Genomic DNA, 24537 nt, shown 5'->3' on the forward strand with positions numbered 1-24537 from the left:
GGCTTTGTGCAAGACGATGATCAGCGCTTGTTTGAAAAACTGTGCTTGGAAGGTTTTCAATCTGGTCTGAGCTGGCGCACGATTTTGGCCAAGCGCGATAATTTCCGTGCTGCATTCGATGATTTCGATTTTCATAAGGTTGCGAAATACACCGAAGACGACGTCGAGCGCTTGGTGCAAGACGCTGGCATCATTCGCCACCGCGGTAAGATCAATGCAACGATCAACAATGCGCAACGTGCGCTTGAGATGGTCGCGGCTGAGGGATCACTTGCCGCCTACATCTGGCGGTTTGAGCCAAGCGTGCAAGAATTGGCCGAGCTCGAATATCCCGCCGCAACCTCACCGTCGTCTGTGGCGCTATCCAAAGACCTGAAAAAGCGCGGTTGGAAATTTGTAGGCCCGACGACGATGTATGCGTTTATGCAGTCCATGGGGTTGGTCAACGATCATGCAGCGGATTGCTATTGCCGTGCAGCCTGTAATGCACAACGCGCGGCGTTTATCCGTCCCAAGTGATCTGCGCATCGCCCGCTGTGAGAGGCCCGCGTGCCCGATCAAACCGCAAATAGGCAATCGCTTTGTTGCCAGATTGGGTAAACACTGTGCCCGCGTCTTTGCCGTCTTGCGTTTTAAGCGTGGAGCCGACGGGCGCTTGGCCAGTAATGTTTACGGTGACCAAGCCTTTGCGCAGTTCCGTCTTGTGCTTCATCCGCGCAGTGATTTCTTGGCCGACATAGCAGCCTTTGCGAAAATCAACGCCGTTGAGACGTTCAAAACCCGCCTCTAGTAGATATGTATCTGGGGTCAGCTCAACGCCGGTCTTTGGCACGCAGTGCAACACGCGAAGCGCGTCCCAATCCACATCCTCAGACGGGCGGCCATCATAGGCACGCCAGCCCAATGCCGCATGACGTGGGTCAGTGAACGCGCCATCAAGCGTGTCGCCTGTGCCGCGCGAGACAGTCAGCTCAGTCATCTCAAGCGTTACCTTTGAGCGCATTTTGTACATGGTGAGACGTTTGAGCAAAGCAGGGGCCTCGCTTTCTGCCACATCGATCAAAAGCGTCTCGCCCTGTGGCACCACAAAGAAGTCGACCATAAATTTGCCTTGTGGCGTCAAAAGCGCTGTATAAACGACTTGGTCGTTCATTTTGCTCACGTCATTGGACACGAGGCCTTGCAAAAACTTGATCCGATCTGGCCCTGAAAGGGCGATCACTTGGCGGTCTTGAGATGAGGGGCTCATATACATTCCTTTGTTGGCTCAGATCATATAGGTGTTTTGCCCAAAGACACCAGTGGCCGATCTGCAAAGGGGCATCACAATGCGCGCACCGATTTCGATCATCATCCCGACCTTAAATGCGGCACCTCAATTGCCCGATACTTTGGCGCGGGTCATGGAAGGATTGAACGCAGGCGTTGTGCGCGAATTGATCGTGTCAGATGGCGGATCAACCGACGATATCGAACAGCTTGCCAAACACATCGGCGCTGAGTTTGTCACGGGGCCGAAAGGCCGTGGGGGGCAACTGATCCGCGGGGAACAACTGGCGCAGGGCGATTGGTTGCTGTTTTTGCATGCGGACACTTGGCTGCCTGAGGGTTGGTCTGATGAGGTGCTCGATCACATCAAATCCGAACAAAGCGCGTTGGTGTTTTCACTGTCGTTTCGCGACGGTGGCTTTATGGGCAAGCTCACCAGCGCTTGGGCGAATCTGCGCACGCGACGCTTGGGGTTGCCTTACGGCGATCAGGCCTTGCTGATCTCGCGCGCGCTTTACACCGAAATTGGCGGATACCCCGATCAGCCGCTGATGGAAGACGTGGCCATTGCCCGTGCGCTGAAAAAACGCATCACGCTTAGCCCGCTTTGCGTCCAAACAGACGCGTCACGCTACCAAGCCAACGGCTGGCTTTGGCAAGGCGCGACGAATCTTTGGCGGTTGCTACGATATCGGTTTGGGGCGAACCCTGAGCAGCTACACCGCGACTATCGGTGATCGTTTTTCCGTCAGAATACTGCAAACGGTACAGATCGGCATAAAGCCCACCCCGCGCCAAGAGGTCGTCATGCGTGCCTTGATCGACCACTTGCCCTTGATCCATCACGACAATCTTGTGTGCACTTCTGATGGTCGAAAGCCTATGGGCGATGACCAAGGTTGTGCGGCCTTGAGACAGCTTTTCAAGCGCACTTTGAACGACTTTTTCCGATTGCGCATCAAGAGCAGAGGTGGCTTCGTCCAAAAGCAAAATCGGGCGGTCGCGCAAGACTGCGCGGGCAATGGCAACGCGTTGGCGTTGTCCACCTGACAATGCAGATCCGCGCGGCCCTGCCATGGTCTCAAGCCCCTGATCCAAGCCTGCGACAAATTCAGACACATGTGCCGCGTCCATCGCCGCTTTGAGCTCAGCCTCAGTGACGTCCTTGCCCATGGTGATGTTGTCGCGAATGGTTTCGTCAAACAAAAGCGCGTCTTGTGACACCACCGAAAACAGCCCACGTAGTTCCGCCAGCTTGAGGTCAGTCGTTGGCACACCGCCCAGCAGGATCTCACCTGACTTGGCATCCGCAAGCCGTGTCAGCAAGCTAAATATCGTTGACTTGCCTGCGCCAGAGGCCCCGACCAAGGCCGTGGTTTCGCCGGCTTTCGCGGTGAACGTCGTGCCGCGCAAAACCGGCGCATCTGTATAGGAAAACGTCACATCGTGCAGTTCAAAATCGGCTTTAGATGCGGGACGCGCCAGCGCCTTAGGGCTGATTGGGTCCGCGATGGTTGGCTTTTGCAAGAACACTTCGTGCAGACGTTCAATCGGCGCCATGGCTTGTTGCCAAATGCCAGCAGACATCCCCAAACGTCTGGCTGGGTCAATGATCAAGCCAATCGCGGTGAAGAAGGACATGAATTCACCAATGGTTTTCTCGCCATTGATAATTTGTCCGCCGCCATAAAACAGCACTGCACATAGCCCGATGCCTGCGACCAAATCCACCAAGGACGGCATCGCGGCTTGGCCACGCACAGCGCGCAATTCAGCGCGTACAAATGCATTTATGGCCGAGCTGAAGCGGTTTGTTTCACGCGCTTCTGTGCCAGACAATTTGATCGACGTGGTGCCATGAAAAACTTCATCCAAACGGTTCGAAACCAATGATGATTTTTCACGCGCATCATATGATGTCCGGCGCACAAGCTTTTGCAGTGTCGAGATTGGCCAGATCAGCAAAGGTGCTGCGCATAAGACGATTAGCGTCCACACCCAATCAGTGTAAATCGCAACCGCTAGCAATGACACAAGGCCAATGATATCGCGCCCCAAAGTCGTAAATAAATCTCCCCACAACGACGACACCAGCTGGCTGTCGCCCCGTGTTCGTTCAATCAGAACCCCTGGTGGGTATTTGTGAAAAAATGGGCCGTCCAATGTTAAGATGTGTTGCACCAGCGCCGTTTGCACGCGTGCAGAGGTCCGTTCGCGCGCAATTGTCATCAGGACACGTTGTGCGAATGACGACACCGCGCGTAAAATGAACACACCCATCAAGGCAAAGGCAACCCAGGTGATTGAAGACGCGCTGTCCGCAGACGCAAATGTGTCAAACATCGGTCTAATCAAATAGCTCAGCGCACCCAGCATTGCCCCCTCAACAGCCATGAAGGCGAAGGCGGCAAACAGTGTTGGCGTTGATTGGCGTAAATACGCTTTCCAAAACCAGCCCATCAAGACTTTGGTAGACTTTGGCGCTCTTTGATTTTTGTCACTCATTTATAGTCCTAGCGTAATGAAACGGCACTGTGAGATGGCTGCAAAATGGACCGAAGCCACGTCAAACAGTATAGGGCACTTATGAGTACTTCCAAAGCGGGCTAAAGCTCTCAGAAATTGCCGTTTTGTCATAGTGCGTCTCGAACCACGCACGAATGGGCGTCGGCCCAAGACGTTTGATGTCTGCTTCGTAGCAGTTCAAAAGGTGGTCCAATATACCGGTTTTTGTGCTTTTAAGATGCATAAATCGCAAACTTAGCTGCTTGCGCGCCTCGTCCAGTGGTGCACCTTTGACATGTAAAAGATAGAGAGCTGACACCAATCCAGCGCGATCTGCACCAGATTTGCAATGCAGCAAAAACGTCGGTTCAAGCGTGTCCAACAAGTCCAAAAGGTCAATATAGATTTGCTTGTCCGCCAAACTACGCGCGCTCAGGCTGGTTGTTACAAGCTCAATGCCGTGATCTGCGCAGGCTTGTTTTTCCAGCAGCATAAAGCTGATCGGGCTGTTGGGATTGCCACGCAGAGACAGGATCGTTTTGATACCCATCTTTTTGTAGGTCTCGATCCTTCTTGGTGAGGGCTGGTTCGACCGCCACACACCAGGTGCAATTTCTGCTAAATTGGTCCAAAGCCCACGTAAAAAGGCATGATCGAACAACTGAAAGTGCCAATACGCCAAACGGCGTGTTCGAGGCGTTGATACATCATTGCCAAAAGAGCCGACGCGACCGTATTCAAGATCTTTGAACCGTTGTTTAAGTGTCTTGGACATAATGCCTCTTTTGGAAATCCTGCCCGACGTGTGTAGCTTTAATCGCGAACCGTCGCAAGCGACTGAATGCGTGCCGATATGGCGTCATTTGCGGCGATGGATCATACTGCTGTGCGGCAAATTGGAAAAATTAACCATGCCAATTGACCATTCGATCTAGGCTCGCTACCGCTTAAGAAATTACATCTTAGGAAATGCATATGTCTCTCGCAAACGGCCGTCATTATCTTGCCATTCCTGGCCCCTCGGTTATCCCTGATCCTGTCTTGCAGGCGATGCATCGCCCTGCGCCGAATATCTATACGGGCGAGCTGGTGGATTTGGCGCATGGGCTGGTGCCGGACCTTAAAAAAATTGCGGGCACCGAGCATCATGTCGCGATGTATATTGCCAACGGGCATGGGATTTGGGAGGCTGCGCTGACCAATATGCTGTCGCGCGGTGACACGGTTTTGGTCTGTCAAACAGGTGTGTTCGGCGACGGCTGGGGCGATGTTGCGCAAAGCTTGGGCGCCACGGTTCATCGGTTGGAGTTCGGCAAAACGGACGGCCTTGATCCGCTGAAAATCGAGCAGGCTTTGCGAGCCGATAAAGACCATTGCATCAAAGCCGTTCTTGTCACCCATGTTGATACTGCCACATCGCTGCGCAACGATATCGCGGCTGTGCGCAAGGCGATGGATGCCGCAGGCCATCCCGCGCTTTTGGCCGTGGATTGCGTGGCCTCAATGGGATGTGAAACGTTTGAAATGGACGCTTGGGGCGTTGATGTGGCGATTGCCGCGTCGCAAAAGGGGCTTATGACACCTGCGGGCATGGGCTTTATTTGGATGTCAGACAAAGCAATGAAAGCGGGCCAGTCGGCCAATATGCGTACGCCGTATTGGGATTGGACGCTGCGCAGCGCCCCTGAACACTTGTACGAATTTTTCGGTGGCACACCGCCCACACAACATCTGTATGCCTTGCGCACGGCGGTCGACATGTTGCTCGAAGAAGGTATGGACAATGTTCATGCGCGCCATGCCGCTCTGGCGGGGGCCTATTGGGCAGCTGTTGATGTTTGGGGGCAAACTGGCGCGCTAAAGCTGAACGTTGAAGATCCCAAATTGCGCTCCCACGCGGTGACCGCGCTGCGCCTCAATGAGCCTGACGGCACGCGCTTGCGTGATTGGTTGACGGAGCACATGGGTGTCACTTTGGGCATTCCGCTTGGCATGGCTGATTGGGACGAAGACGCTTGGCACGGCTATTTCCGCATCGGCCATATGGGCCACTTGAATGCGCAAATGGTGCTGGGGGTTATCGGCGCGATCGAGACTGCTTTCGTCGCATTGGATATTCCGCACAGCTCCGGCGGTGTGACGGCTGCGACGGCGTTTTTGGCCAAAGCTGCTGGCAAAGCCGTGACGCCAGAGGCAAAAAGCGGCGGTGGCTGCTGCGCCTAACTGATATCGCCAAGCGCTAATGGCAGGCGCTCGGCCAAGATATCAAGTTCGGCAGGCAAGCCAACAGATACGCGAATGCAACGATCCATGGGGGCGGCGCCTGGCATGCGTACAAACACGCCACGCGTATTGAGCGCGGCCACAAGGGCACGCGCGAAATCGCCATCGCGCCCGCAATCAATCGTGACGAAGTTTGCAGACGACGCGAGCGGCGTCAGACTATTGTCACGTGCGATTTGTGCAATACGCGCGCGGCCTTGGTCGACCTTTTCAAGTGTCACGGACAGATAGGCGCTGTCGTGCAGGGCTGCCAACGCACCCGCTTGCGCGATGCGATTGACGCCGAAATGATTGCGAATTTTGTCAAAGCCGCTGATGATTTCAGGATCAGAAATGCCGTAGCCAATCCGCGCACCTGCAAGGCCGTAAGCCTTTGAAAAGGTTCGAAAGCGGATCACATTGGTGTTCGTTGTGTCGATCTTTGGCGCGGTGCTGTCAGCCGCAAATTCGGTATAGGCCTCATCCAGTACCATCAGGCAGCCGTCTGGCACGGCGTCAATCATGGCTTGAACCACATCTGCGGAATGCACTGTGCCCATCGGATTGTTCGGATTGGACAAGTAGACGAGTTTTGCGCCGACCTCTGTGGCCTTGGCAATCAATGCCTCGGGGTCCTCAAAGTCGCCTTTGTAGGGTACCTTGTGCAGCACGCCGCCAACGCCTGCGACATGGTAGTTGAACGTCGGGTAAGACCCGTCAGAGGTCACCACCGCATCACCTGCACCCACATAAAGACGTACCAAAATTCCCAGCAATCCATCGATTCCCTCGCCGATGGTGATGGCTTCTGGTGCGACGTTGATCCGTGCCGCCAAGGCCGAGCGCAGCGGCTCATTCTCTGGTATGCCGTATTTCCAAATACCGTTTAGGGCGGTTTGCATGGCCGCAGTTGCTTTGGGCGAGGGGCCAAAGGACAATTCATTTGCGCCAAGACGCGCGTCAAACGGGGCGCCTCGGCCTGCTTCCATCGTTTCAGGTGCAACGAAGGGAATGGTGGAGGGTAGGGCGGCGGCAAGCGGAGTGAGGCGTGTATCTGTCATGCCGGTTTTTGTGCCTGATTTGACCGTAGGTCGCAACCCTTTGGAAGGCACATCTCTTGAAATAGGTCAGCAGGGCTACCATATGTTGTATGTAAGACATAGGAGGGCCAGATATGACCCAGCTTAATCGACGTAGATTTCTTGCAACGGCGGTCGCCGCCACAACGGTGCGCAGCTTGCCGCCAGTCGCGGCTGCGCTGAAAACACAGCCTGCGCGACGTGTTTTGACGCTTGTGTACGACAAATCCTTAGGCGCGATGCGGGCCATAGATCGTATCGTGCACTGATATCATCTTTGTCAGGCAGCACACTTTCAAACAAAACGGGCGCAAAGTTTCCTCTGCGCCCGTTTGTTATTTTTAAAGCTGGAAAAGCCTAGCCAATTTCAGCTAAACGCGCGAGTGCGGCTTGCAATTTAGCCTCTTCATCTTCACGAGCAGCCAAGTTGGCTTGGGCTTCTGCCACGACCTCGGCTGGGGCGGAGGCTGCGAATTTCGGGTTTTTCAAACGCCCGCGCAGACCGCCCAGTTCCTTTGCCAGCTTTTGCATGGTTTTCTCAAGCCGTGCTTTTTCTTCAGCAATATCAATCACACCCTCGAGTGGCAGCGCGAATGTGCCGCCCTCAACCGGAATGGTGATCGCACCTTTTGGCATGGGGCCGACAGTCAGGCTGTCAACGCGCGCGAGCTTCATGATCAGCGCCTCATTGTTGGCCCAAGCTGTTTTGCCTGCCGCGTCCAATTCAACCTGCACCATCGGGATTTTCAGCCCCGCAGGCACATGCACTTCGGCGCGTGAGGACCGGATGCGTTCGATCAAATTGATCACCCAGTTCATTTCGCGGTCTGCATCTGCATCGACCAAATCAGTGCCATAAGTCGGCCAATCGGTGACGGCCAAAAGCCCGCGATCTGTTTGAACGGTGCCCCACAGCTCTTCGGTGATGAAGGGCATGAACGGGTGCAACATGATAAGCGCCTGATCAAGCGCCCAGCCCATGGTTTGGCGTGTTTCGGCCAAAACCGCTTCGTCTTCTGCGAACAACAAGGGTTTCGCAAGCTCCACGTACCAGTCACAGAATTTGCCCCACACAAAGGCGTAAAGCGCATTGGCGGCGTCGTTGAAACGGTAGGCTTCAATTGCGGCGTCCACTTCGGCGCGCACTTTTGCGGTTTCACCGATGATCCATTTGTTCACGGTCGCCTCGGGGGACGGCATCACAGATGGGTCGTAGACCTCGAACACTTGGTTCATTTCGGCAAAGCGCGCGGCATTCCAAAGCTTGGTGCCAAAGTTGCGGTAGCCTTTGATGCTGTCTTCGGACAGTTTCAAAACCCCACCGATGGCGGCCATGGAGGCATTGGTGAACCGCAGCGCATCGGCGCCGTATTCGTCAATGATTTCCAAAGGGTCGATGACATTGCCCGTGGTCTTGGACATCTTCTTGCCCTTCTCGTCACGCACGAGCTGGTGCAGGTAGATGGTGTGGAACGGCACTTCGTCGACCACCGCCAATTGCATCATCATCATGCGGGCAACCCAGAAGAACAGAATGTCTTGGCCTGTGACCAACACGTCTGTCGAGAAGTATTTCGAGGTGCTCTCATCCCACTCAGGCCAGCCCAGCGTGCCGATAGGCCAAAGGCCGGAAGAGAACCATGTGTCGAGCACGTCAGGGTCGCGGGTGAGTGTTTTGCCACCCGCAAGTTTGACGGCCTCATCTTCGGATGTGGCGCAGTATTCTGTGCCGTCTTCGTCATACCAAACCGGAATCTGGTGACCCCACCACAGTTGACGCGAGATACACCATGGTTCAATGTTCTCAAGCCAGTGGTTGTACACTTTGCGCCCAGAATCTGGGATGATTTTGGTCTTGCCTGTTTGAATGGCGTCCAGTGCAGGCCCGACGATTTTCTCTGCGTCGACAAACCACTGATCCGTCAGCATTGGCTCGATCACCACTTTGGAACGATCACCAAAGGGCTGCATCACTGGTTTGTTTTCGACGAAAGGCACGACTTCAGACACTTCCGTCTCGACGCCCTCATCGTCTTTCACTTTCTTGGTGACAGTGTGCATCACGGCCAAGCCAGCATCGGTGATGTCAGCAATCACAGCTTTGCGCGCATCAAAGCGATCCATGCCACGGTATTTTTCCGGCACAAGGTTCAGCGCGTCGATCTCGGCCTCGGTGGCCTCAACCCCAGTGGCGATCTCACGCGCACGATGCACGCACGCCTCATAGCTGTCGCCATCGTCACGCATCGCGCCCTTGCGGTCCATCAAGCGGTACATCGGCAATTTGCAGCGTTTCGCGACTTGGTAGTCGTTGAAATCATGCGCGCCGGTGATTTTCACAGCCCCAGAGCCGAAGTCTTTGTCAGGGTATTCATCTGTCACAATCGGGATCAAACGATCACAAAGCGGCAGATGCACCATTTTACCCACGATGGGCGCGTAACGTTCATCAGAGGGGTGAACGGCAACCGCGCCATCGCCGAGCATGGTTTCGGGGCGCGTGGTGGCGATGGAAATGTAGTCGCGGGTTTCGCGCAGAGTGACATTACCGTCTTCGTCTTTTTCCACGTACTCGTAGGTGTCCCCACCCGCGAGCTTGTATTTGAAGTGCCACATGTGGCCTGCGACCTCGATGTTCTCCACTTCGAGATCGGAAATCGCGGTCTCAAAGTGCGGGTCCCAGTTGGTCAGGCGTTTGCCGCGATAGATCAGACCTTTGGAGTGCATCTCGACAAAGACTTTGATCACGGCGTCGTGGAAATTACCCTCTTCACCAGCAGGGGCGTTTGGCGCGCCAGACATGGTAAACGCATTGCGCGACCAGTCGCAGGAATTGCCCAAGCGTTTCATTTGCTCAACGATGGTGGTGCCGTATTGGCCCTTCCAATCCCACACGCGGGACAGGAAATCATCGCGTGACAGATCAGAGCGTTTCTTGCCCTCATCGGCCATCAATTTCTTTTCGACCTGCAACTGCGTCGCGATGCCAGCGTGGTCTTGGCCAGGCTGCCACAACGTGTCAAAGCCGCGCATCCGGTGCCAGCGCACCATGATGTCTTGCAAAGTATGGTTAAAGGCGTGGCCCACGTGCAAAGCGCCTGTCACGTTGGGCGGTGGCAACATGATGGTGAAAGTGTCATCGCGTGAGGCGTTGGCACCGGCTTTGAAAGCACCAGCCTTTTCCCAGTCGTCGTAAATCCGCTTTTCTGCCGCTTTCGCGTCGAACGTTTTGTCCATAGTCATGTGAGGCCGCCTAATACGTCATTCCTGTTGCGCGATTTGTACCGCGCGGTCACGGTAAGGGAAAGGGCGAAACCTGACGATCTTTGCCCTCAAATCATACAAATACGTGCGAAATGGGCGGGGCGGTGGAAATATGAGGGCGCTTGGCGGCCCATGAGACGCGCCGCGGTGCGCAGAATGCAGCCCTGCGATCAGATCGATCTGTCGAATTTCACACTGAGGTGGATCAGGCTTTCGATATCTTGCACGCCCGTGACGGCGGTGATGTCGTTCAGGGTTTGATCAATGTCCTCGGTGGTGCCGCAAGCGATTTGTGCAATCAAATCAACACGCCCCGTTGAGGTCGCGACCATTTCGACATCGGGGATGTTTTTGAGTTTGCCCACGACGCCAGCCGAGGCCCGCGCCTCGCAATAGACCAAAACCGTGGCTTTAATTCTGCGTGCCAAGGCGACATCGCCAAGCTTGATCGTGTATCCTGCGATGGTGCCGTTGGTTTCCAATTTTTCAAGGCGCGCCTGCACAGTTGAGCGCGCCACTTTGAACCGCCGCGCCAAACGTGACACGGAGGTGGATGAATCAGAGGCCATGGCGGCGAGAATCTTTTGGTCTAAATCGTCCATGCGCGTCCCCTTGTAATTGGCGGTGTAACTGGCGGCAGTAAGGATCTGCCCTCACGTCACTTCTAGTGACTTATCAATTTAACCGCAATACCTTACATTTTAACCGCAATTCTGTACGTTTTAACTCTTTTTTTCGGTGAAATGACGATGCATACACACTCTACTGTTTCAGGATCAAAGGGCAGCGGTGACGCTTGTACCTGGCCTGGTTTGGATTAACGCGTAAGCGCATTCCCAACCGGACATCCCGGGTAAGATAGTGGCTGCAACTGTTGGTGAGGATACGCTAATGGGGCTCTCTAATACACTGTGGGCATCGCCTGCGGACTTTCTTCGTACTCACTCTCCGGATCATCCGGTTATGTTCTTTTCGCCTGAAACGCTTCAGGCCTGTGCTCATGAATTCTTGAACGGATTCCCAGGGATGGTGACCTATGCGGTTAAGGCGAATCCGTCCGAAGAAGTGCTTGAAAACCTGATTGCAGCCGGCATCAACGGCTTTGATGTGGCCTCTCCTGTTGAGATGGACACCATCGCGCGTTTGGCCCCAAATGCAGCTTTGCACTACAACAATCCAGTGCGCTCGCGCTCTGAAATCAAACATGCCGTTGCGCTGGGCGTGAAATCCTATTCCGTCGACAGCCACTCTGAATTGGTCAAGCTGGGCCAATTGGTGCCTGCGGATGGTGTTGAAATCGCTGTGCGGTTTAAATTGCCTGTTGAAGGTGCGGCCTACAATTTTGGTGCCAAATTTGGCGCGACTGTTGAAAAGGCGATTGAGCTTGTGACGCTCGCGGATCAACTTGGCTTTGATGTGTCGCTCAATTTCCACCCGGGCACGCAGTGCACTGATCCGAAAGCGTGGGAAACTTACATCTATACCGCCGCTGAAATCGCGAAGGTGACGGGTGTGCACATCCATCGTTTGAATGTGGGCGGTGGGTTTCCATCGCACCGTTTGAATGACATCCGCCCGCAACTCTCTGCCACTTTCGCTTTGATCGACCGCGTCACAGATGAGGCCTTTGGCGATGCGCGTCCTGCGTTGATCTGTGAGCCGGGTCGTGCGCTTGTGGCGGAAAGCTATGCATTGGTCACCCGTGTGAAAGCCATCCGCGACGACGCGCATGTGTTTTTGAACGACGGTATTTATGGCGGTCTGTCTGAGCTGCATCTGGTTGGCGTGATCGACCGCATCGAAGCTTACGGTCCGTTTGGCAACCGCCGCCAAGGTGCGCCTGTGATGCGCACTGTGTTTGGCCCGACCTGTGACAGCACTGATAAACTGCCGTCTGAACTAGGGTTCCCAGCGGATATGGAAGAAGAAGACCACGTGGTTTTCGCAGGCTGCGGCGCCTATTCCATCGCAACAGCGACGCGGTTCAACGGATTTGGCAACATCACCATCGAAACCGTTCAGAGCTTGGTGAAGCCTGATTACGCGCAAGACGTCCTCTACGCATAATCTGCTGTCACGCAGTCACAATCAATTGGCTTTACACGGCCCCTTTGCCCGATCATCTTGGGCGCAGGGGCCGTTTTTATGCGTGGCTACGATACGGCCACAAAATCGGTTGCGCAGGATATGTTGAAGGAATTTGAGAGTGCAGCAGAAAGATAGTGTCCTCACCCGTTTGGGGCATCTATTTGAGTTTAAAAGAAAAGTTACTTCGTCCGAAACGGTGCATGGGCGTGGCCCCATCACGCACGTGATTATTATGGACGGAACGTTGTCATCGCTCGATGAGGGGTTCGAGACCAACGCGGGACTGACCTTTAAATTGTGTCGTGATATGGCAAAGTCAGGCGCAGATGGCCCCAATATGTTGCTTCATTACGAAGCGGGCATTCAATGGGACGGCTTCGAAGACACCATGGATGTTGTCGAAGGGCGCGGTATCAACGAACAAATCAAACGAGTGTATGGCGAACTCGCTTCAAGGTATCGCTCCGGTGACAAAATATTCCTGTTTGGGTATTCGCGCGGTGCCTATGCGGTGCGGTCTTTAGCGGGGTTCATTGACCGGATTGGGTTGCTCAAAGGCAGCGAAGCCACGGTGCGCAATATCGTGACGGGGTATCGCCATTATCAATCCGATCCCAGCAGTGCCGCGGCGGCTGCGTTTTCTGCCAAACATTGCCACAAAGACATTGTCATCGACATGCTTGGGGTGTGGGATACGGTTGCGGCCGTTGGGATGCACTTTCCCGTTTTGTGGCGTTTTTCAAAGGTTTATCACGAATTCCATGACAAGCTTCCACCGCGGTGCGCGCTCAGGGCCTATCATGTTCTTGCTTATGATGAGCGACGCAAGGCCTATGATCCGGTGATGTTTGAAACCAATCCTGCGTCAGATCAGGTGCTGCAACAGATGTGGTTTCCTGGCTCGCATGGCGATGTTGGCGGGCAATTGTCGGGGCATAATCCTGAGCGCAAATTGTCGAATGCGACCTTGGTATGGATGCTGGATAAGGCCGAGCAAGCGGGGCTTGAACTTCCGCACGGGTGGCGGATGCGCTATTTGGCAGACCCGCATGGCCGCTCCATTGGCATGAACAAAGGCTGGGGCAAGTTCTTTTGGCTGCGCAAACAGCGGACTGTCGGGGCAGACCCGTCTGAGCTTATTCATCCGGCCGTAAAACGCTAAACGCGCGCCTGTTTCCAGACGCGCGTTGTCATAATTATTGCTGGCCGATCGGGTCGGCTCGGTCGCGCTTAAGCAGTCGTCACGCCCAAGTTAGCACACACGGCTTTTGACAGGTTCGGCTTGTTGAGCGTGTAGAAGTGTAAATCGTCAACGCCACCAGCGATCAGTTTTTCACACATGTCTGTCGCCAGATCGATGGACAGTTGTTCGGCGTTTTGGCCTGCTTTTGCATAAAGCTCGTCAAGGTGCGTCGGCACAGGTGTGCCGCAGGATTGCGCGAATTTCTTCACACCGTTCCAGCTGCCGATTGGCAAAATGCCAGGCAGGATTTGACCTGTGATGCCTTCCGCCACAGCACGGTCGCGAAAGCGGAAAAACGTGTCAGGGTCGAAAAAGAACTGCGTGATGGCACTGTCTGCGCCAGCGTCAAACTTGCGTTTGAGGAATTTCACATCAGCGTTTTCGTCAGCCGCTTCTGGGTGCGGATCAGGGTAGGCGCCAACGCGCAGCTTGAATTTACCCGTTTTAGACAGAGCTTCGATCAACTCAATCGAGTTTGCGAATCCTTCTGGGTGCGGTGTAAAGCCGCCTGCGCCTTTCGGGGGATCGCCGCGCAAGGCAACGATTTCAGAGACGCCCGCCGCATGATAAGCGTCAGCGATGGCCAGCGTTTCTTCTTTAGTTGCATCCACACATGTCAGGTGCGCCGCCACGTTCAGGCCGAATTTCTTGTGCAGCAATTCCACAGCTTCGTGCGTCAATGTGCGTGTCGTGCCGCCTGCACCGTATGTCACAGAAACGAAACCAGGTTTGAGATCGTGCAACGCGTTCACAGTTTCGAACAGACCAAAGGTGGCCGCCATATTCTTCGGTGGGAAGAATTCGAATGAGATATTTGGCGTTTTGGTCATAGCAGTCGTCCTTATGTTGTTGGGCACCTTGTGTCATGTCTCGCCATGTGAGACAAATTCATAGTTCTCAACACCATTATGAATGGCGCTCACATATGCATTTGGAATTTCGCCACCTGCGCACCATAAAAGCGATCTTTGAAGAGGGCGGCTTGGCTCGCGCTGCAGATCGTTTGAACATCACGCAATCCGCACTGTCGCATCAGGTCAAAGGGCTTGAGGATCAAGCGGGCGTTGAATTGTTTGTGCGCCGCTCGAAACCTTTGAAACTGTCCGCTGCGGGCATGAAACTGTTGCGCTTGGCCGAAGATGTCTTGCCCCGTATCGAGGCCATTGAGGACGAATTTAAAGGCATTGAGGATGGCACCAAGGGGCGTTTGCACATCGCCATTGAATGCCACGCCTGTTTCGACTGGTTGATGCCAGTGCTCAATCAATTCCGTAAAGCTTGGCCAGATGTGGATGTGGATATTCGCCTGCGGCTGGCGTTTGGCGCGATGACAGCGCTGGAAAAAGAACAGGTGGATTTGGTGATTTCATCTGATCCTGACGTGCCGACAGGCGTCACCTATGTGCCGCTGTTCGATTATTCGCCGATGTTCGTGTGCTCCAGCAAAAACCATCTTGCGGATCAAACCTATGTCGAGGCCGAAGACTTTGCAGATCAAACGCTGTTCACCTATCCGATGGATCGCGCCCGTTTGGATGTGTTTAAAGAACTGCTGACGCCCGCAGGCGTGTCCCCCGCACATGTGCGCCAAGTGGAATTGACCGATGTGATCATGATGCTGGTCGCATCCAATCGCGGCGTTGCAGTTCTGCCAGATTGGGTGATGCGCGACATCCGCGACAGTGACGAATATGCGGTTTTACCCCTGACAGCCACAGGGAAAACGCGGCGTTTGTATGCGGCCGTGCGTGATGATGATGTCTCGAAACCCTATATGGCGCATCTCATTCGCATCGCCAAAACCGAAGCTGTGAAACTTCAGCGCGGATAAAGGCGCAAATTTGCCTATTTCTAACCATAAAACTGACCCGCAAGCCCTTGGCAGCGCGGGTCCTTGTGCGTATACGCAGCACTTGAACATTCTCGGAGCCGGATACCCATGCTAGGCAGTGCAAACCAAAACGTCATGATCAAAGCCGCACGTGCGGCAGGTCGCTCTCTCGTCAAAGACTTTCGTGAGGTGGAAAACCTTCAGGTCTCCGCGAAAGGGGCCAACGACTTTGTCGCCAAGGCAGAAATCAGCGCAGAGGAAATTATCCGCGAAGCGCTGATGGAAGCACGCCCAACATATGGCTATGTCTCCGGTGACGGCAAAGAAGTTGACGGCGCGGACCCAACCCGCCGTTGGATCGTCTCTGCGCTTGATGGTCTCACAAACTTCTTGCACGGTTTGCCGCACTGGGCTGTGTCCATCGCGCTTGAGCACAAAGGCGAAGTGATTTCTTGCGTTGTGTTTGATCCTGCAAAAGGCGAACTGTTCTGGGCTGAAAAGGGCGCAGGCTCTTGGATGAACGACACACGTATTCGCGCCTCTGGCCGCACCAAATTGAACGAAGGTCTTTTTGCCACTGGCCTGCCAAATGGCGGCAAGGCCGATTTGCCTGACACTCTCAAAGATCTTGCGCGTATTTTGCCAGCCTGTGCGGGCGTGCGCCGCTGGGGTGCCGCATCGCTAGATATGGCGTTTGTCGCAGCAGGCCGTTTCGATGGCTACTGGGAACGTCGCAGAAAAACTTGGGAAATCGCAGCGGGTATCCTTTTGGTGAAAGAAGCTGGCGGTTTTGTTGAGCCAATCACACCTGGCAATTCGATTTTGGGTGAGGGCGAAGTGATCTGTGCAAACGAAGCTATGTTTGATCGTTTTGCAGCTGTAATTCGCAACGCATAACGCGCGGATCTTTTGAAATTTCAAAATGCGCGCCATTTGAGCGCGCATTTTTTTTGGCCTCATTCCAAGCGCGGCACATCCCTTTTGGGGAATGACGCCTGCACGGTCGCTTTACTTACGGCGGCGCACGACCGGAACGGATGTTTTAACAAATCTGTATTCGGCTTCTGGATGGTCGGGGTGGCCAAAGGTGCGGCCCCAATAGGCGCGCCCTCCCAAAGCCAGCCAACGCGGATACACCACAATGATCCCAGCCACAAATCCTCCCAAATGCGCCATGTAGGCGACGCCACCTGCTTCGGTCGCCGAGATGCCGCCAAACAGTTGCAGCACGGCCCAAATGCCAAGCATGACCCACGCAGGGACGGTAAAAACTTTGAAAAATATTATAAAAATCAACAAGATGTCGATTTTTGCCTTGGGGTACAACAGCAAGTAAGCGCCCATAACACCGGCAATCGCCCCTGATGCGCCCACCATTGGCACGCGCGATGTGGTGCCTGTCATGAATTGGGCCACGCCTGCTGCAACGCCACAAAAAAGGTAGAACCCCAGATATTTTCCGTGCCCCATTTCATCTTCAAGATTGTCGCCAAAGATCCAAAGGAACAACATGTTGCCCGCCAAATGCATGAACCCAGCGTGCATAAACATTGACGAAATAAAGGTGTAGGATCCGTCGCCAGACGATACGCGCGCAGGCACCAAGGCCCACTGAGAATAGATATCGTAGAGGGCCTGATTGTTGCTGTAAGACGGCAACATCGCCAAGAACACGGCGATGTTCAGCGCCATGATGCAATAGGTGACATAGGCGGGGCGGCGAGACGGGTTGTGATCGCGAATTGGAAACATGCGACCACATTGGCGCAGCAAAGCTTGGGGTCAAGTACAAAGCTTCGCCAGATTTGCGTCAATGCCCGAACTAGGACGAAAACCGCTTGGCTCCGTGCTTTGAAACGCATAAACATCATCTCGCTGCACATGGCTTTTGTTTTTGGCATTGGCCGTTGTGCGACATGGTTGCGGGCGTGGTGGAATGGTAGACACACCAGACTTAAAATCTGTTGGGCGTATGCCCGTGGGGGTTCGAGTCCCCCCGCCCGCACCATTTTCTCAAATACATTCCTAAACGCACAAATCGATCACCCGAAATGCGCCGTGTCGCGCTTGACGGTTTGAATTTGGCCGCTCATGGTTGGTCCAAATTGGAGGGGTTATGACACGACGCGTACTTGTAACAGGTGGAGATGCCGGTATTGGCCGCGCTTTGGTTTTGGCGTTTGCCGAGCAGGGCTATGACGTCGGGTTCACCTATATTTTGGCCAACCTACATGTCGACACGCTTTTGGCTGAAGTGGAAGAGCTTGGGCGAAATGCCTATGGTTTTCAAAGTGATGCGGGCGACGAAGGCGACGTTGCACAGCTTTATGTTGATGTCGACAACGCCATGGGTGGCGCGCCAGATGTGTTGGTCAACAATGCGGGTATTCAAACGTGGTCGCCGCTGTTGGATTTGGATGTTGCCGATTTTGATCGTGTCATTCGCACCAATTTGCGGGGGTGTTTCTTAAACACACAGACTGCGGCGAAACATATGATTGCGGCGGGCAAAAACGGCGCGATCATCAATCTTGGGTCGGGGTGCAACAAGCTTGGGTTTCCAAACCTGTCTGACTACACGGCGTCCAAAGGCGGCATTGAGCAGTTCACCAAAGCGTCCGCGATGGAGCTTGGCCCCCATGGCATACGCGTCAACTGCGTCGCGCCAGGTGCCATTGCCACAGAGCGCACGGCGACCGAAACCGAAGGCTATTCCGAGAAATGGTCGGCGCTAACACCTTTGCGCCGCGTTGGCACGCCACAAGACATCGCCGGTCCAGTTGTATTTTTGGCATCTGACGCGGCTGGTTTTGTCACAGGCCAAACGCTGTATGTCGACGGTGGGGTGTTTTCGTCGGCACCTTGGCCGCAGGAATACTGATCAACGGCAGGGCGAAATTAGCGCACCAATAAACGAAAAGACCCCCGCATGAGCGAGGGTCTTTGTTTGCACTTTTCATGCATTTTAGCAGGCTAGTCTTCGCGTTTGCCCGCGAACTTTTCTTGCCATTCGGCGCGCTGATCGTCGTCGATTTTTGCGAACAAGTTCTCTGGAACGGTGAAGGCATGCCCTTCTTTGAATTCATCCAAAGTGGCCGCAATATCCGTTGGCAGATCAAGGTCTGACATGTTCAACGCGGCTTTGATTTTTTCTGCTGTGTCAGGGATGAACGGCGCGGACAGGCGCGCGTACAAGCCAATCAGATTGAGCCCCATACGCACTTGTGCGGCAGCTTGTTCTGGATCGGTTTTAAACGTCGCCCATGGTGCTGTGTTTTGAAGGTATTCGTTGCCCGCGACCCAAATGCTGCGCAGCGCTGTCGCAGATTTGCGGACGTCCATCGCAGACATGTGCGTGTTGTAAGTTTCTAATTTTTCAGTCAAATCCGCAATCAAAGCGTCTTCGATTGGGCCAAATGTGCCGCCTGATGGAACTTCTTCTGAGAATTTGGACCGGCAGAATTTGGTGATGCGCGAGACAAAGTTCCCCAGCACATCGGACAGGTCTTTGTTCACGGATTGCTGGAAGTTTTCCCATGTGAATTCGGAATCTGAACTTTCTGGTGCGTGGGACAAAAGCCACCAGCGCCAGTAGTCAGCTGGCAGAATAGACAGCGCCTGATCCATGAACACACCGCGTCCGCGAGAGGTCGAGAATTGCCCGCCATCGTAGTTCAGGTAGTTAAAGGACTTGATGTAGTCGACCATTTTCCAAGGCTCGTTCGAACCCAGCATGGTGACGGGGAACGAAAGGGTGTGAAACGGCACGTTGTCCTTACCCATGAATTGCACATACCGCACATCGTCGGCACCTTTATCGGTGCGCCACCAGCGTTCCCAATCGGCATCCGTCAAGCCATTGGCATCGGTCCATTCATTGGCACACGCAATATATTCGATCGGCGCGTCAAACCACACATAGAAGACTTTGCCCTCCATGCCCTCCCAAGGCGCGTCGCCTTTTTGCACGGGGACACCCCATTTGAGATCGCGAGTGATGCCGCGGTCTTGCAAGCCGTCACCATCGTTGAGCCATTTCTTGGCAATGGATGTGGTAAGGATCGGCCAATCTTTTTTCTCGTCGATCCACGCGTTCAAAGCGTCGCGCATTTTGGACTGGCGCAGGTACAGGTGTTTCGTCGCGCGTTCTTCCAAATCGGTCGCGCCGGAAATGGTGGAATGTGGGTTGATCAAATCGGTTGGATTAAGCTGCTTGGTGCAGTTGTCACATTGGTCGCCGCGCGCAGAATCGTAGTCACAGTTGGGGCAGGTGCCTTCGATGTAGCGATCTGGCAAAAAGCGCCCGTCTGTTTCAGAATACACTTGGGTTTCAGACACTTCTTCGATCAGACCTTCTTCAAACAGACGTTTGGCGAAGTGCTGTGTCAGCTTGCGGTTTTGATCCGACGAGGACCGCCCGTAGTGATCGAATGACAGACGAAAGCCGTTGGCGATTTCGGCTTGGGCGTCATGGAGTTCGGCGCAGAATTCATCGACAGGTTTGCCAGCTTTTTGCGCAGCAATTTCCGCAGGTGTGCCGTGCTCATCTGTGGCACACAAAAACAGAACTTCGTCCCCACGCGCACGACAGTATCGGGCGTAAAGATCGGCGGGCAATTGTGACCCAACGAGGTTTCCAAGGTGCTTGATGCCGTTGATGTACGGCAGGGCGGATGTGATGAGCGTACGTGCCATGAAGTGTCCCTTGCGGTGGGTCATGTGAAATTGATTTCTTGTCCTAACGTGCCACGCGCAAAAGGGCCAGAGGCTTGTCTTTTTGTTGTGTGATTGTTGATCCATACAACGCGTTTTGGGGGATTGGTGCGTGAAGATCTTTTTGCGCACAAGGGGCATGCGCCACGGGCGCACTTGAGTTCTGCCAGCATCGCAATAGGATGGCGCCAACAATAGATCAAAAGATTTAGCAGGAGGCGTATATGCGCTATCGCACACTCGGAAAAACCGACATCGAAGTTTCTGAAATTTGTTTGGGAACAATGACTTGGGGTACGCAAAATACATTGGAAGAAGGGCACGCTCAGATTGAGCGGGCGCTGGAAGACGGTGTCAATTTCATGGACACTGCCGAAATGTACCCTGTGAACCCTGTCCGCAAGGAAACTGCGGGGGACACTGAGGCGATTATCGGTGAATATTTTGCGCGTTCTGGCAAACGCAAGGATTGGGTGCTGGCGACAAAAATCGCAGGACCAGGCATGTTGGGAACCGAAGGGATCACGCCTAAAACGCTTGTGGAACGTCTTGAAGCCTCTTTGAAGCGCTTGAAAACGGATTACGTCGATCTGTATCAGCTGCATTGGCCAAACCGCGGGTCTTACCACTTCCGTCAGCACTGGAGCTATGATCCTTCCCAGCAACCGCCCAAGGAAGAGATTTTGGACAACATGCGTGCCGTGAATGAAACGATGGCGGAGTTGCAAAAAGCCGGCAAAGTGCGCGCCTTTGGGACGTCGAACGAAACGGCATGGGGCATGGCGCAATGGCTTAGAATCGCTGAGGAAACTGGCGGGCCGCGTATGGAAACCATTCAGAATGAGTATTCTTTGCTGTGCCGTTTGTACGATACGGATTTGGGCGAATTTGCTGTGCATGAGAAGGTCTCGCTTCTGGCTTATTCCTGTCTGGGCTGCGGTCTGTTGACCGGCAAGTACAATGGCGGCACGACAGTCGATCCAAAAAGCCGCATGGGCATGAACGGCGACCTTGGCGGACGTGTGACGCCGAGTGTTTGGCCTGCGACGCAAGCCTATGTTGATATCGCAGCCAAGCATGGGTTGGACCCAACATCGATGGCGATTGCGTGGACAATGACGCGTCCATTTGAAGTGATGCCGATTGTGGGGGCGACCTCGGTGGCGCAGCTTGAGAAATCTTTGGATGGTGAAACGCTTGAGTTGTCAGACGAGGTTTTGAAAGACATCGCAGCGGCATATCGCGCGCACGCTTTGCCGTTTTAATGGCAATGCGCAGCGTGAGTGCTGTATGGTACCGAAACGGCTTGGGCGCGCGCTGTGCGCGTGGCCTCGCGCTGGGTTTGATCAGCTTGACCTTGGCGGGGTGTTTGCAAAATACGTCGCCTTCAGGGCAGGGCGTCGGCCCACGCGATCAGGACGTGCCGATGTCATCTTTGGCCAGATTCGATCCGGTCAAGTTTTCGGGGCGCTGGAACGAGGTCGAGGCCTACGTGCCTGACGGGGCGTCCTGCGTGCTGGGCGGTGTAACGTTTAGTCAACAGATAAATGGTGATATGATCCTCTCAGAAGGGCCTTGCATCGATGGTGCGCCGCGCAATGGTGTGGCCAAACGGGTTGGGCCGGGGCGCTTTGCCTTTGAAGGTGAAGAGCTTTGGGTTTTGTGGGTGGATCAAACCTATGATGTTGCTGTGATCGCGACGCCGCAGGGCAAGGCGCATATTCTCAGCCGTGAATTGGGCATCGCGGCGGACAAACGCATCGCGGCGCGTGATATTTTGACGTGGAACGGTTTTGACGTGGCAACACTTCGCCCCGCACGCAGACGATAGGCGCTTTTGAGGCGCCGCATATAAAACGGGAGGTTCGTATGAGGGTTCTTTTTACAGGTGGTTCGGGCAAGGCGGGCAAACATGTGGTGCCCTATCTTTTGGCGCAGGGCCACCGTGTGGTGAATGCCGATTTGGTGCCGCTTGACTGCGAGGGTGTCGACAATCTGACTGTGGACATCACCGACAGCGGGCAGGTGTTTAACGCACTGACATCATACGCAAATTTCGATGAATTGGACCCCGGAACAGGCGTGCCAAAGTTCGATGCTATCGTGCATTTCGCCGCAATTCCGCGCATCTTGATCAAACCTGACAATGAGACCTATCGCATCAACACCATGAGCACTTACAACGTGCTTGAAGCAGCTGTGAAGCTGGGGATCAAAAAGGTGATCTTCGCCTCGTCCGAGACCACATATGGCGTGTGTTTTGCCGATGGTGAGCGCAAGCCTGAATACATTCCTTTGGATGAAGAGCACCCCGTCGTGCCCGAAGACAGCTATGCGATGTCTAAGGTTGTGAACGAGGTGACGGCGAAGTCGTTTCATCAGCGTTCGGGGTTCGATATCTACGGCATTCGCATCAACAACGTGATCGAGCCGCATGAATACGCCCAAGACTTTCCCACGTATATCGCCAATCCGGATATGCGGCGGCGCAATTTCTTTGCCTACATTGATGCGCGCGATTTGGGGCAAATGGTCGATTTGATGTTGCACAAAGATGGGCTGGGCTTTCAAATTTTTAATGCCGCAAACGAAGGCCATTCCGTTGATATGACCACCAGCGAGATCATCAAACGCTATTATCAAGGCGTGCCGCAGGCTCGTGATATGGACGTGGATGAGACGTTTTTCTCGATCAAAAAGGCCAAAGATTTGCTTGGCTTTGAGCCCGTGCACAATTGGCGCACTGAAATTTAAAAGGCAGCCAGCGCTGCCCGTGGTGTAGGCTTTGACGTGTTTGCGTCACAGAATGTGATGACCCACATGCCAAATTGTCGTGGCATCGTGCATATTTTTGACTGGGCGGTCTAAGTTTTTGACCGTATAGGCTGTCTATGACACATATTGATTCTCAGACCCCAGATCTTTCACAACGCAGCTATGGCACGCATGTGCGCGCTGTCTTGACGCTTGGCTTGCCACTTGCTGGCAGTCAGTTGGCGCAGTTTGCCGTGCATATGACGGATGTGATCATGATGGGCTGGTATGGCCTTGATGAGCTGGCGGCGCTGGTGCTTGCGTCTGGATACTGGTTTGTGACCTTCATTTTGCTCGGTGGCTTTGCCTTTGCCGTCATGCCGATCGTCGCCAATGCCTTGGGGGCGCAGAACACCACACTGGTGCGCCGTTCGACGCGTATGGCGATGTGGATTTCGGTGATCGTTGCGGTGTTGGTCTATCCGATCTTCTTGTTTTCTGAGGCGGCGCTGATTGCACTCGGGCAAGAGCCGCACATCGCAGCACTTGCGCAGCCATACTTGATGATCACGGGGTTTGAAATGATCCCCGCCTTGATCGTACAGGTGTTTCGCTCATATTTTTCCGCGTTGGAGCGCACCCGCGTCGTCCTGTTGGCTGTGCTCGGTGCTGTGGTGGTCAATGCAGGGCTCAACTATCTGTTTATTTTCGGAAACTTTGGCATGCCTGAAATGGGCATTGCTGGTGCTGCTTTGGCGTCTTTGATTGTGAGCACGCTGATGATGGTCGGTTTGATCATTTATGCGCAGATCGCCACGCCGGAGAACGAATTGTTTCGCAACATGTTCAAACCCGATTGGGATGTTTTTGGCACTGTGTTCAAAATGGGTCTGCCGATTGGATTGACGTCCTTGGCCGAAGTCAGCCTGTTCAACGTTGCGGCCATTATGATGGGCTGGATCAGCACCACCACCTTGGCTGCACATGGCATTGCGCTGCAGCTTTCTGCCATCGCCTTTATGATGCAACTCGGCTTGGCACAGGTTGCTACCATTCGGGCTGGCAACGCGTTTGGGCGTGGCAACGAAGCCGATTTGCGCCGTGGTGCGTTGGTGGTGTCGGTCATGTCAATGTGCATGGCAGCGATCACCTGCGCCGTTTACTTGAGCTTTGCCGAGCCTTTGATTGGCCTGTTTATCGCACCAGATGAACCTGCGCGGCTTGAAGTGTTGCAAATCGGCGCGTTGCTCTTGGTGTTTTCTGCCTTGTTCCAATTCTCTGACGGTGGACAGGTTATTGCCCTGTCGCTGTTGCGCGGGTTGCAAGACACGGCCGTTCCAATGTGGCAAGCGACGTTTTCGTATTGGGCCGTTGGTCTGCCCGTCGCTTATGTCTTTGGCTTTGTTGTGAATTGGGGCGCCGCCGGTGTTTGGGTGGGGCTTTTGGTCGGTTTGAGCATGGCGTGGGTGTTGATGGGGATACGCTTTTGGGCCTTCAAGTCCCGCATCAACGCGGGGACCTGAAATTGA

General features: G+C 54.2%; 21 protein-coding genes, 1 tRNA gene and 1 pseudogene. 14 read left to right on the forward strand and 9 right to left on the reverse strand.

Annotated features, from left to right (window positions below; translation table 11 throughout):
• The coding region (locus ABF287_RS04525; protein ID WP_347183825.1) for a DNA-3-methyladenine glycosylase I at positions 1-519 on the forward strand (519 nt) is incomplete at its 5' end.
• Here ABF287_RS04525 and ABF287_RS04530 read toward each other — a convergent pair.
• On the reverse strand, positions 503-1249 hold the full coding sequence (locus ABF287_RS04530; protein WP_347183826.1) for a folate-binding protein: 747 nt from the start codon (positions 1247-1249) through the stop codon (positions 503-505). The genes ABF287_RS04525 and ABF287_RS04530 overlap by 17 nt on opposite strands.
• Positions 1250-1328: 79 nt before the next feature.
• On the opposite strand from ABF287_RS04530, the gene ABF287_RS04535 reads away from it, so the two are divergent.
• Positions 1329-2006 (forward strand): TIGR04283 family arsenosugar biosynthesis glycosyltransferase, encoded by a 678-nt coding sequence (locus ABF287_RS04535; protein WP_347183827.1) that lies wholly within the window; start codon positions 1329-1331, stop codon positions 2004-2006.
• 241 nt (positions 2007-2247) lie between these two features.
• On the opposite strand, the pseudogene ABF287_RS04540 reads toward ABF287_RS04535, so the two are convergent.
• Both ABF287_RS04540 and ABF287_RS04545 read right to left on the reverse strand, forming a co-directional pair.
• A pseudogene (locus ABF287_RS04540) lies at positions 2248-3774 on the reverse strand (ABC transporter ATP-binding protein); the annotation flags it as partial.
• Between the two features lie 79 nt (positions 3775-3853).
• Positions 3854-4549, reverse strand: coding sequence for a tyrosine-protein phosphatase (locus ABF287_RS04545; RefSeq protein WP_347183828.1), 696 nt, complete (start codon positions 4547-4549; stop codon positions 3854-3856).
• Between the two features lie 200 nt (positions 4550-4749).
• Between ABF287_RS04545 and ABF287_RS04550 the strand changes: the two genes are divergently transcribed.
• On the forward strand, positions 4750-5997 hold the full coding sequence (locus tag ABF287_RS04550; protein WP_347183829.1) for an aminotransferase class V-fold PLP-dependent enzyme: 1248 nt from the start codon (positions 4750-4752) through the stop codon (positions 5995-5997).
• Here ABF287_RS04550 and ABF287_RS04555 read toward each other — a convergent pair.
• Complete coding sequence (locus ABF287_RS04555) at positions 5994-7097, reverse strand: pyridoxal phosphate-dependent aminotransferase (RefSeq protein ID WP_347183830.1); 1104 nt, start codon at positions 7095-7097, stop codon at positions 5994-5996. The two genes, ABF287_RS04550 and ABF287_RS04555, sit on opposite strands and share 4 nt — an antisense overlap.
• A gap of 113 nt (positions 7098-7210) precedes the next feature.
• Between ABF287_RS04555 and ABF287_RS04560 the strand changes: the two genes are divergently transcribed.
• Complete coding sequence (locus tag ABF287_RS04560; RefSeq protein WP_347183831.1) at positions 7211-7384, forward strand: Tat pathway signal protein; 174 nt, start codon at positions 7211-7213, stop codon at positions 7382-7384.
• An 88-nt stretch (positions 7385-7472) separates the two neighbouring features.
• Here the strand turns inward: ABF287_RS04560 and ABF287_RS04565 are convergent, their stop codons facing one another.
• Together ABF287_RS04565 and ABF287_RS04570 are read right to left on the reverse strand one after the other, a co-directional pair.
• A complete protein-coding gene (locus tag ABF287_RS04565; protein ID WP_347183832.1) occupies positions 7473-10358 on the reverse strand; it encodes a valine--tRNA ligase in 2886 nt (961 codons plus the stop codon).
• 191 nt (positions 10359-10549) lie between these two features.
• Positions 10550-10981, reverse strand: coding sequence for an Lrp/AsnC family transcriptional regulator (locus ABF287_RS04570; RefSeq protein ID WP_347183833.1), 432 nt, complete (start codon positions 10979-10981; stop codon positions 10550-10552).
• 289 nt (positions 10982-11270) lie between these two features.
• Here ABF287_RS04570 and ABF287_RS04575 point away from each other — a divergent pair, with 289 nt between their 5' ends.
• Positions 11271-12446: a type III PLP-dependent enzyme gene (locus tag ABF287_RS04575; RefSeq protein WP_347183834.1), complete on the forward strand. Its 1176-nt coding sequence runs from the start codon at positions 11271-11273 to the stop codon at positions 12444-12446.
• 139 nt (positions 12447-12585) lie between these two features.
• Entirely contained in the window at positions 12586-13629 is a 1044-nt protein-coding gene (locus tag ABF287_RS04580) for a DUF2235 domain-containing protein (protein ID WP_347183835.1), read from the forward strand.
• 68 nt (positions 13630-13697) lie between these two features.
• Here the strand turns inward: ABF287_RS04580 and metF are convergent, their stop codons facing one another.
• Positions 13698-14540 (reverse strand): methylenetetrahydrofolate reductase [NAD(P)H], encoded by an 843-nt coding sequence (gene metF, locus ABF287_RS04585; RefSeq protein ID WP_347183836.1) that lies wholly within the window; start codon positions 14538-14540, stop codon positions 13698-13700.
• 95 nt (positions 14541-14635) lie between these two features.
• Here metF and ABF287_RS04590 point away from each other — a divergent pair, with 95 nt between their 5' ends.
• Both ABF287_RS04590 and ABF287_RS04595 read left to right on the forward strand, forming a co-directional pair.
• Positions 14636-15541 (forward strand): LysR family transcriptional regulator, encoded by a 906-nt coding sequence (locus tag ABF287_RS04590; RefSeq protein ID WP_347183837.1) that lies wholly within the window; start codon positions 14636-14638, stop codon positions 15539-15541.
• A 108-nt stretch (positions 15542-15649) separates the two neighbouring features.
• The gene (locus tag ABF287_RS04595) at positions 15650-16438 is read left to right on the forward strand and encodes an inositol monophosphatase family protein (RefSeq protein ID WP_347183838.1); all 789 of its coding nucleotides are present in this window, start codon (positions 15650-15652) and stop codon (positions 16436-16438) included.
• Between the two features lie 111 nt (positions 16439-16549).
• Here ABF287_RS04595 and ABF287_RS04600 read toward each other — a convergent pair whose 3' ends face one another.
• Positions 16550-17293: a rhomboid family intramembrane serine protease gene (locus tag ABF287_RS04600; RefSeq protein ID WP_347183839.1), complete on the reverse strand. Its 744-nt coding sequence runs from the start codon at positions 17291-17293 to the stop codon at positions 16550-16552.
• 170 nt (positions 17294-17463) lie between these two features.
• Between ABF287_RS04600 and ABF287_RS04605 the strand changes: the two genes are divergently transcribed.
• Positions 17464-17549, forward strand: a tRNA-Leu gene (locus ABF287_RS04605).
• Between the two features lie 108 nt (positions 17550-17657).
• Positions 17658-18422, forward strand: a complete 765-nt coding sequence (locus ABF287_RS04610; RefSeq protein WP_347183840.1) for a 3-oxoacyl-ACP reductase family protein — start codon at positions 17658-17660, stop codon at positions 18420-18422.
• 92 nt (positions 18423-18514) lie between these two features.
• On the opposite strand, the gene metG is transcribed toward ABF287_RS04610, so the two are convergent.
• Complete coding sequence (gene metG, locus ABF287_RS04615) at positions 18515-20260, reverse strand: methionine--tRNA ligase (protein ID WP_347183841.1); 1746 nt, start codon at positions 20258-20260, stop codon at positions 18515-18517.
• A gap of 218 nt (positions 20261-20478) precedes the next feature.
• Here metG and ABF287_RS04620 point away from each other — a divergent pair, with 218 nt between their 5' ends.
• From ABF287_RS04620 to ABF287_RS04635, 4 genes are all read left to right on the forward strand, one after another.
• Entirely contained in the window at positions 20479-21519 is a 1041-nt protein-coding gene (locus tag ABF287_RS04620; RefSeq protein WP_347183842.1) for an aldo/keto reductase, read from the forward strand.
• A gap of 14 nt (positions 21520-21533) precedes the next feature.
• Positions 21534-22085, forward strand: coding sequence for a lipocalin (locus ABF287_RS04625; protein WP_347183843.1), 552 nt, complete (start codon positions 21534-21536; stop codon positions 22083-22085).
• A gap of 38 nt (positions 22086-22123) precedes the next feature.
• Positions 22124-23008, forward strand: a complete 885-nt coding sequence (locus ABF287_RS04630) for an NAD(P)-dependent oxidoreductase (protein ID WP_347183844.1) — start codon at positions 22124-22126, stop codon at positions 23006-23008.
• A 137-nt stretch (positions 23009-23145) separates the two neighbouring features.
• Positions 23146-24531 (forward strand): MATE family efflux transporter, encoded by a 1386-nt coding sequence (locus tag ABF287_RS04635; RefSeq protein ID WP_347183845.1) that lies wholly within the window; start codon positions 23146-23148, stop codon positions 24529-24531.
• Positions 24532-24537 lie beyond the last annotated feature (6 nt).

The sequence above is a fragment of the Pacificibacter sp. genome (assembly GCF_039769035.1).
Taxonomy (GTDB): Bacteria; Pseudomonadota; Alphaproteobacteria; order Rhodobacterales; family Rhodobacteraceae; genus Celeribacter.

Coding starts and splice junctions, on each gene's coding strand:
- ABF287_RS04570 (WP_347183833.1), bottom strand. CDS start 10,981: ATGGACGATTTAGACCAAAAGATTCTCGCCGCCATGGCCTCTGATTCA.
- ABF287_RS04545 (WP_347183828.1), bottom strand. CDS start 4,549: ATGTCCAAGACACTTAAACAACGGTTCAAAGATCTTGAATACGGTCGC.
- ABF287_RS04630 (WP_347183844.1), top strand. CDS start 22,124: ATGAGGGTTCTTTTTACAGGTGGTTCGGGCAAGGCGGGCAAACATGTG.
- ABF287_RS04590 (WP_347183837.1), top strand. CDS start 14,636: ATGCATTTGGAATTTCGCCACCTGCGCACCATAAAAGCGATCTTTGAA.
- ABF287_RS04550 (WP_347183829.1), top strand. CDS start 4,750: ATGTCTCTCGCAAACGGCCGTCATTATCTTGCCATTCCTGGCCCCTCG.
- ABF287_RS04595 (WP_347183838.1), top strand. CDS start 15,650: ATGCTAGGCAGTGCAAACCAAAACGTCATGATCAAAGCCGCACGTGCG.
- ABF287_RS04535 (WP_347183827.1), top strand. CDS start 1,329: ATGCGCGCACCGATTTCGATCATCATCCCGACCTTAAATGCGGCACCT.
- metG (WP_347183841.1), bottom strand. CDS start 20,260: ATGACCCACCGCAAGGGACACTTCATGGCACGTACGCTCATCACATCC.
- ABF287_RS04565 (WP_347183832.1), bottom strand. CDS start 10,358: ATGACTATGGACAAAACGTTCGACGCGAAAGCGGCAGAAAAGCGGATT.
- ABF287_RS04610 (WP_347183840.1), top strand. CDS start 17,658: ATGACACGACGCGTACTTGTAACAGGTGGAGATGCCGGTATTGGCCGC.
- ABF287_RS04560 (WP_347183831.1), top strand. CDS start 7,211: ATGACCCAGCTTAATCGACGTAGATTTCTTGCAACGGCGGTCGCCGCC.
- metF (WP_347183836.1), bottom strand. CDS start 14,540: ATGACCAAAACGCCAAATATCTCATTCGAATTCTTCCCACCGAAGAAT.
- ABF287_RS04575 (WP_347183834.1), top strand. CDS start 11,271: ATGGGGCTCTCTAATACACTGTGGGCATCGCCTGCGGACTTTCTTCGT.
- ABF287_RS04600 (WP_347183839.1), bottom strand. CDS start 17,293: ATGTTTCCAATTCGCGATCACAACCCGTCTCGCCGCCCCGCCTATGTC.
- ABF287_RS04635 (WP_347183845.1), top strand. CDS start 23,146: ATGACACATATTGATTCTCAGACCCCAGATCTTTCACAACGCAGCTAT.
- ABF287_RS04530 (WP_347183826.1), bottom strand. CDS start 1,249: ATGAGCCCCTCATCTCAAGACCGCCAAGTGATCGCCCTTTCAGGGCCA.
- ABF287_RS04555 (WP_347183830.1), bottom strand. CDS start 7,097: ATGACAGATACACGCCTCACTCCGCTTGCCGCCGCCCTACCCTCCACC.
- ABF287_RS04620 (WP_347183842.1), top strand. CDS start 20,479: ATGCGCTATCGCACACTCGGAAAAACCGACATCGAAGTTTCTGAAATT.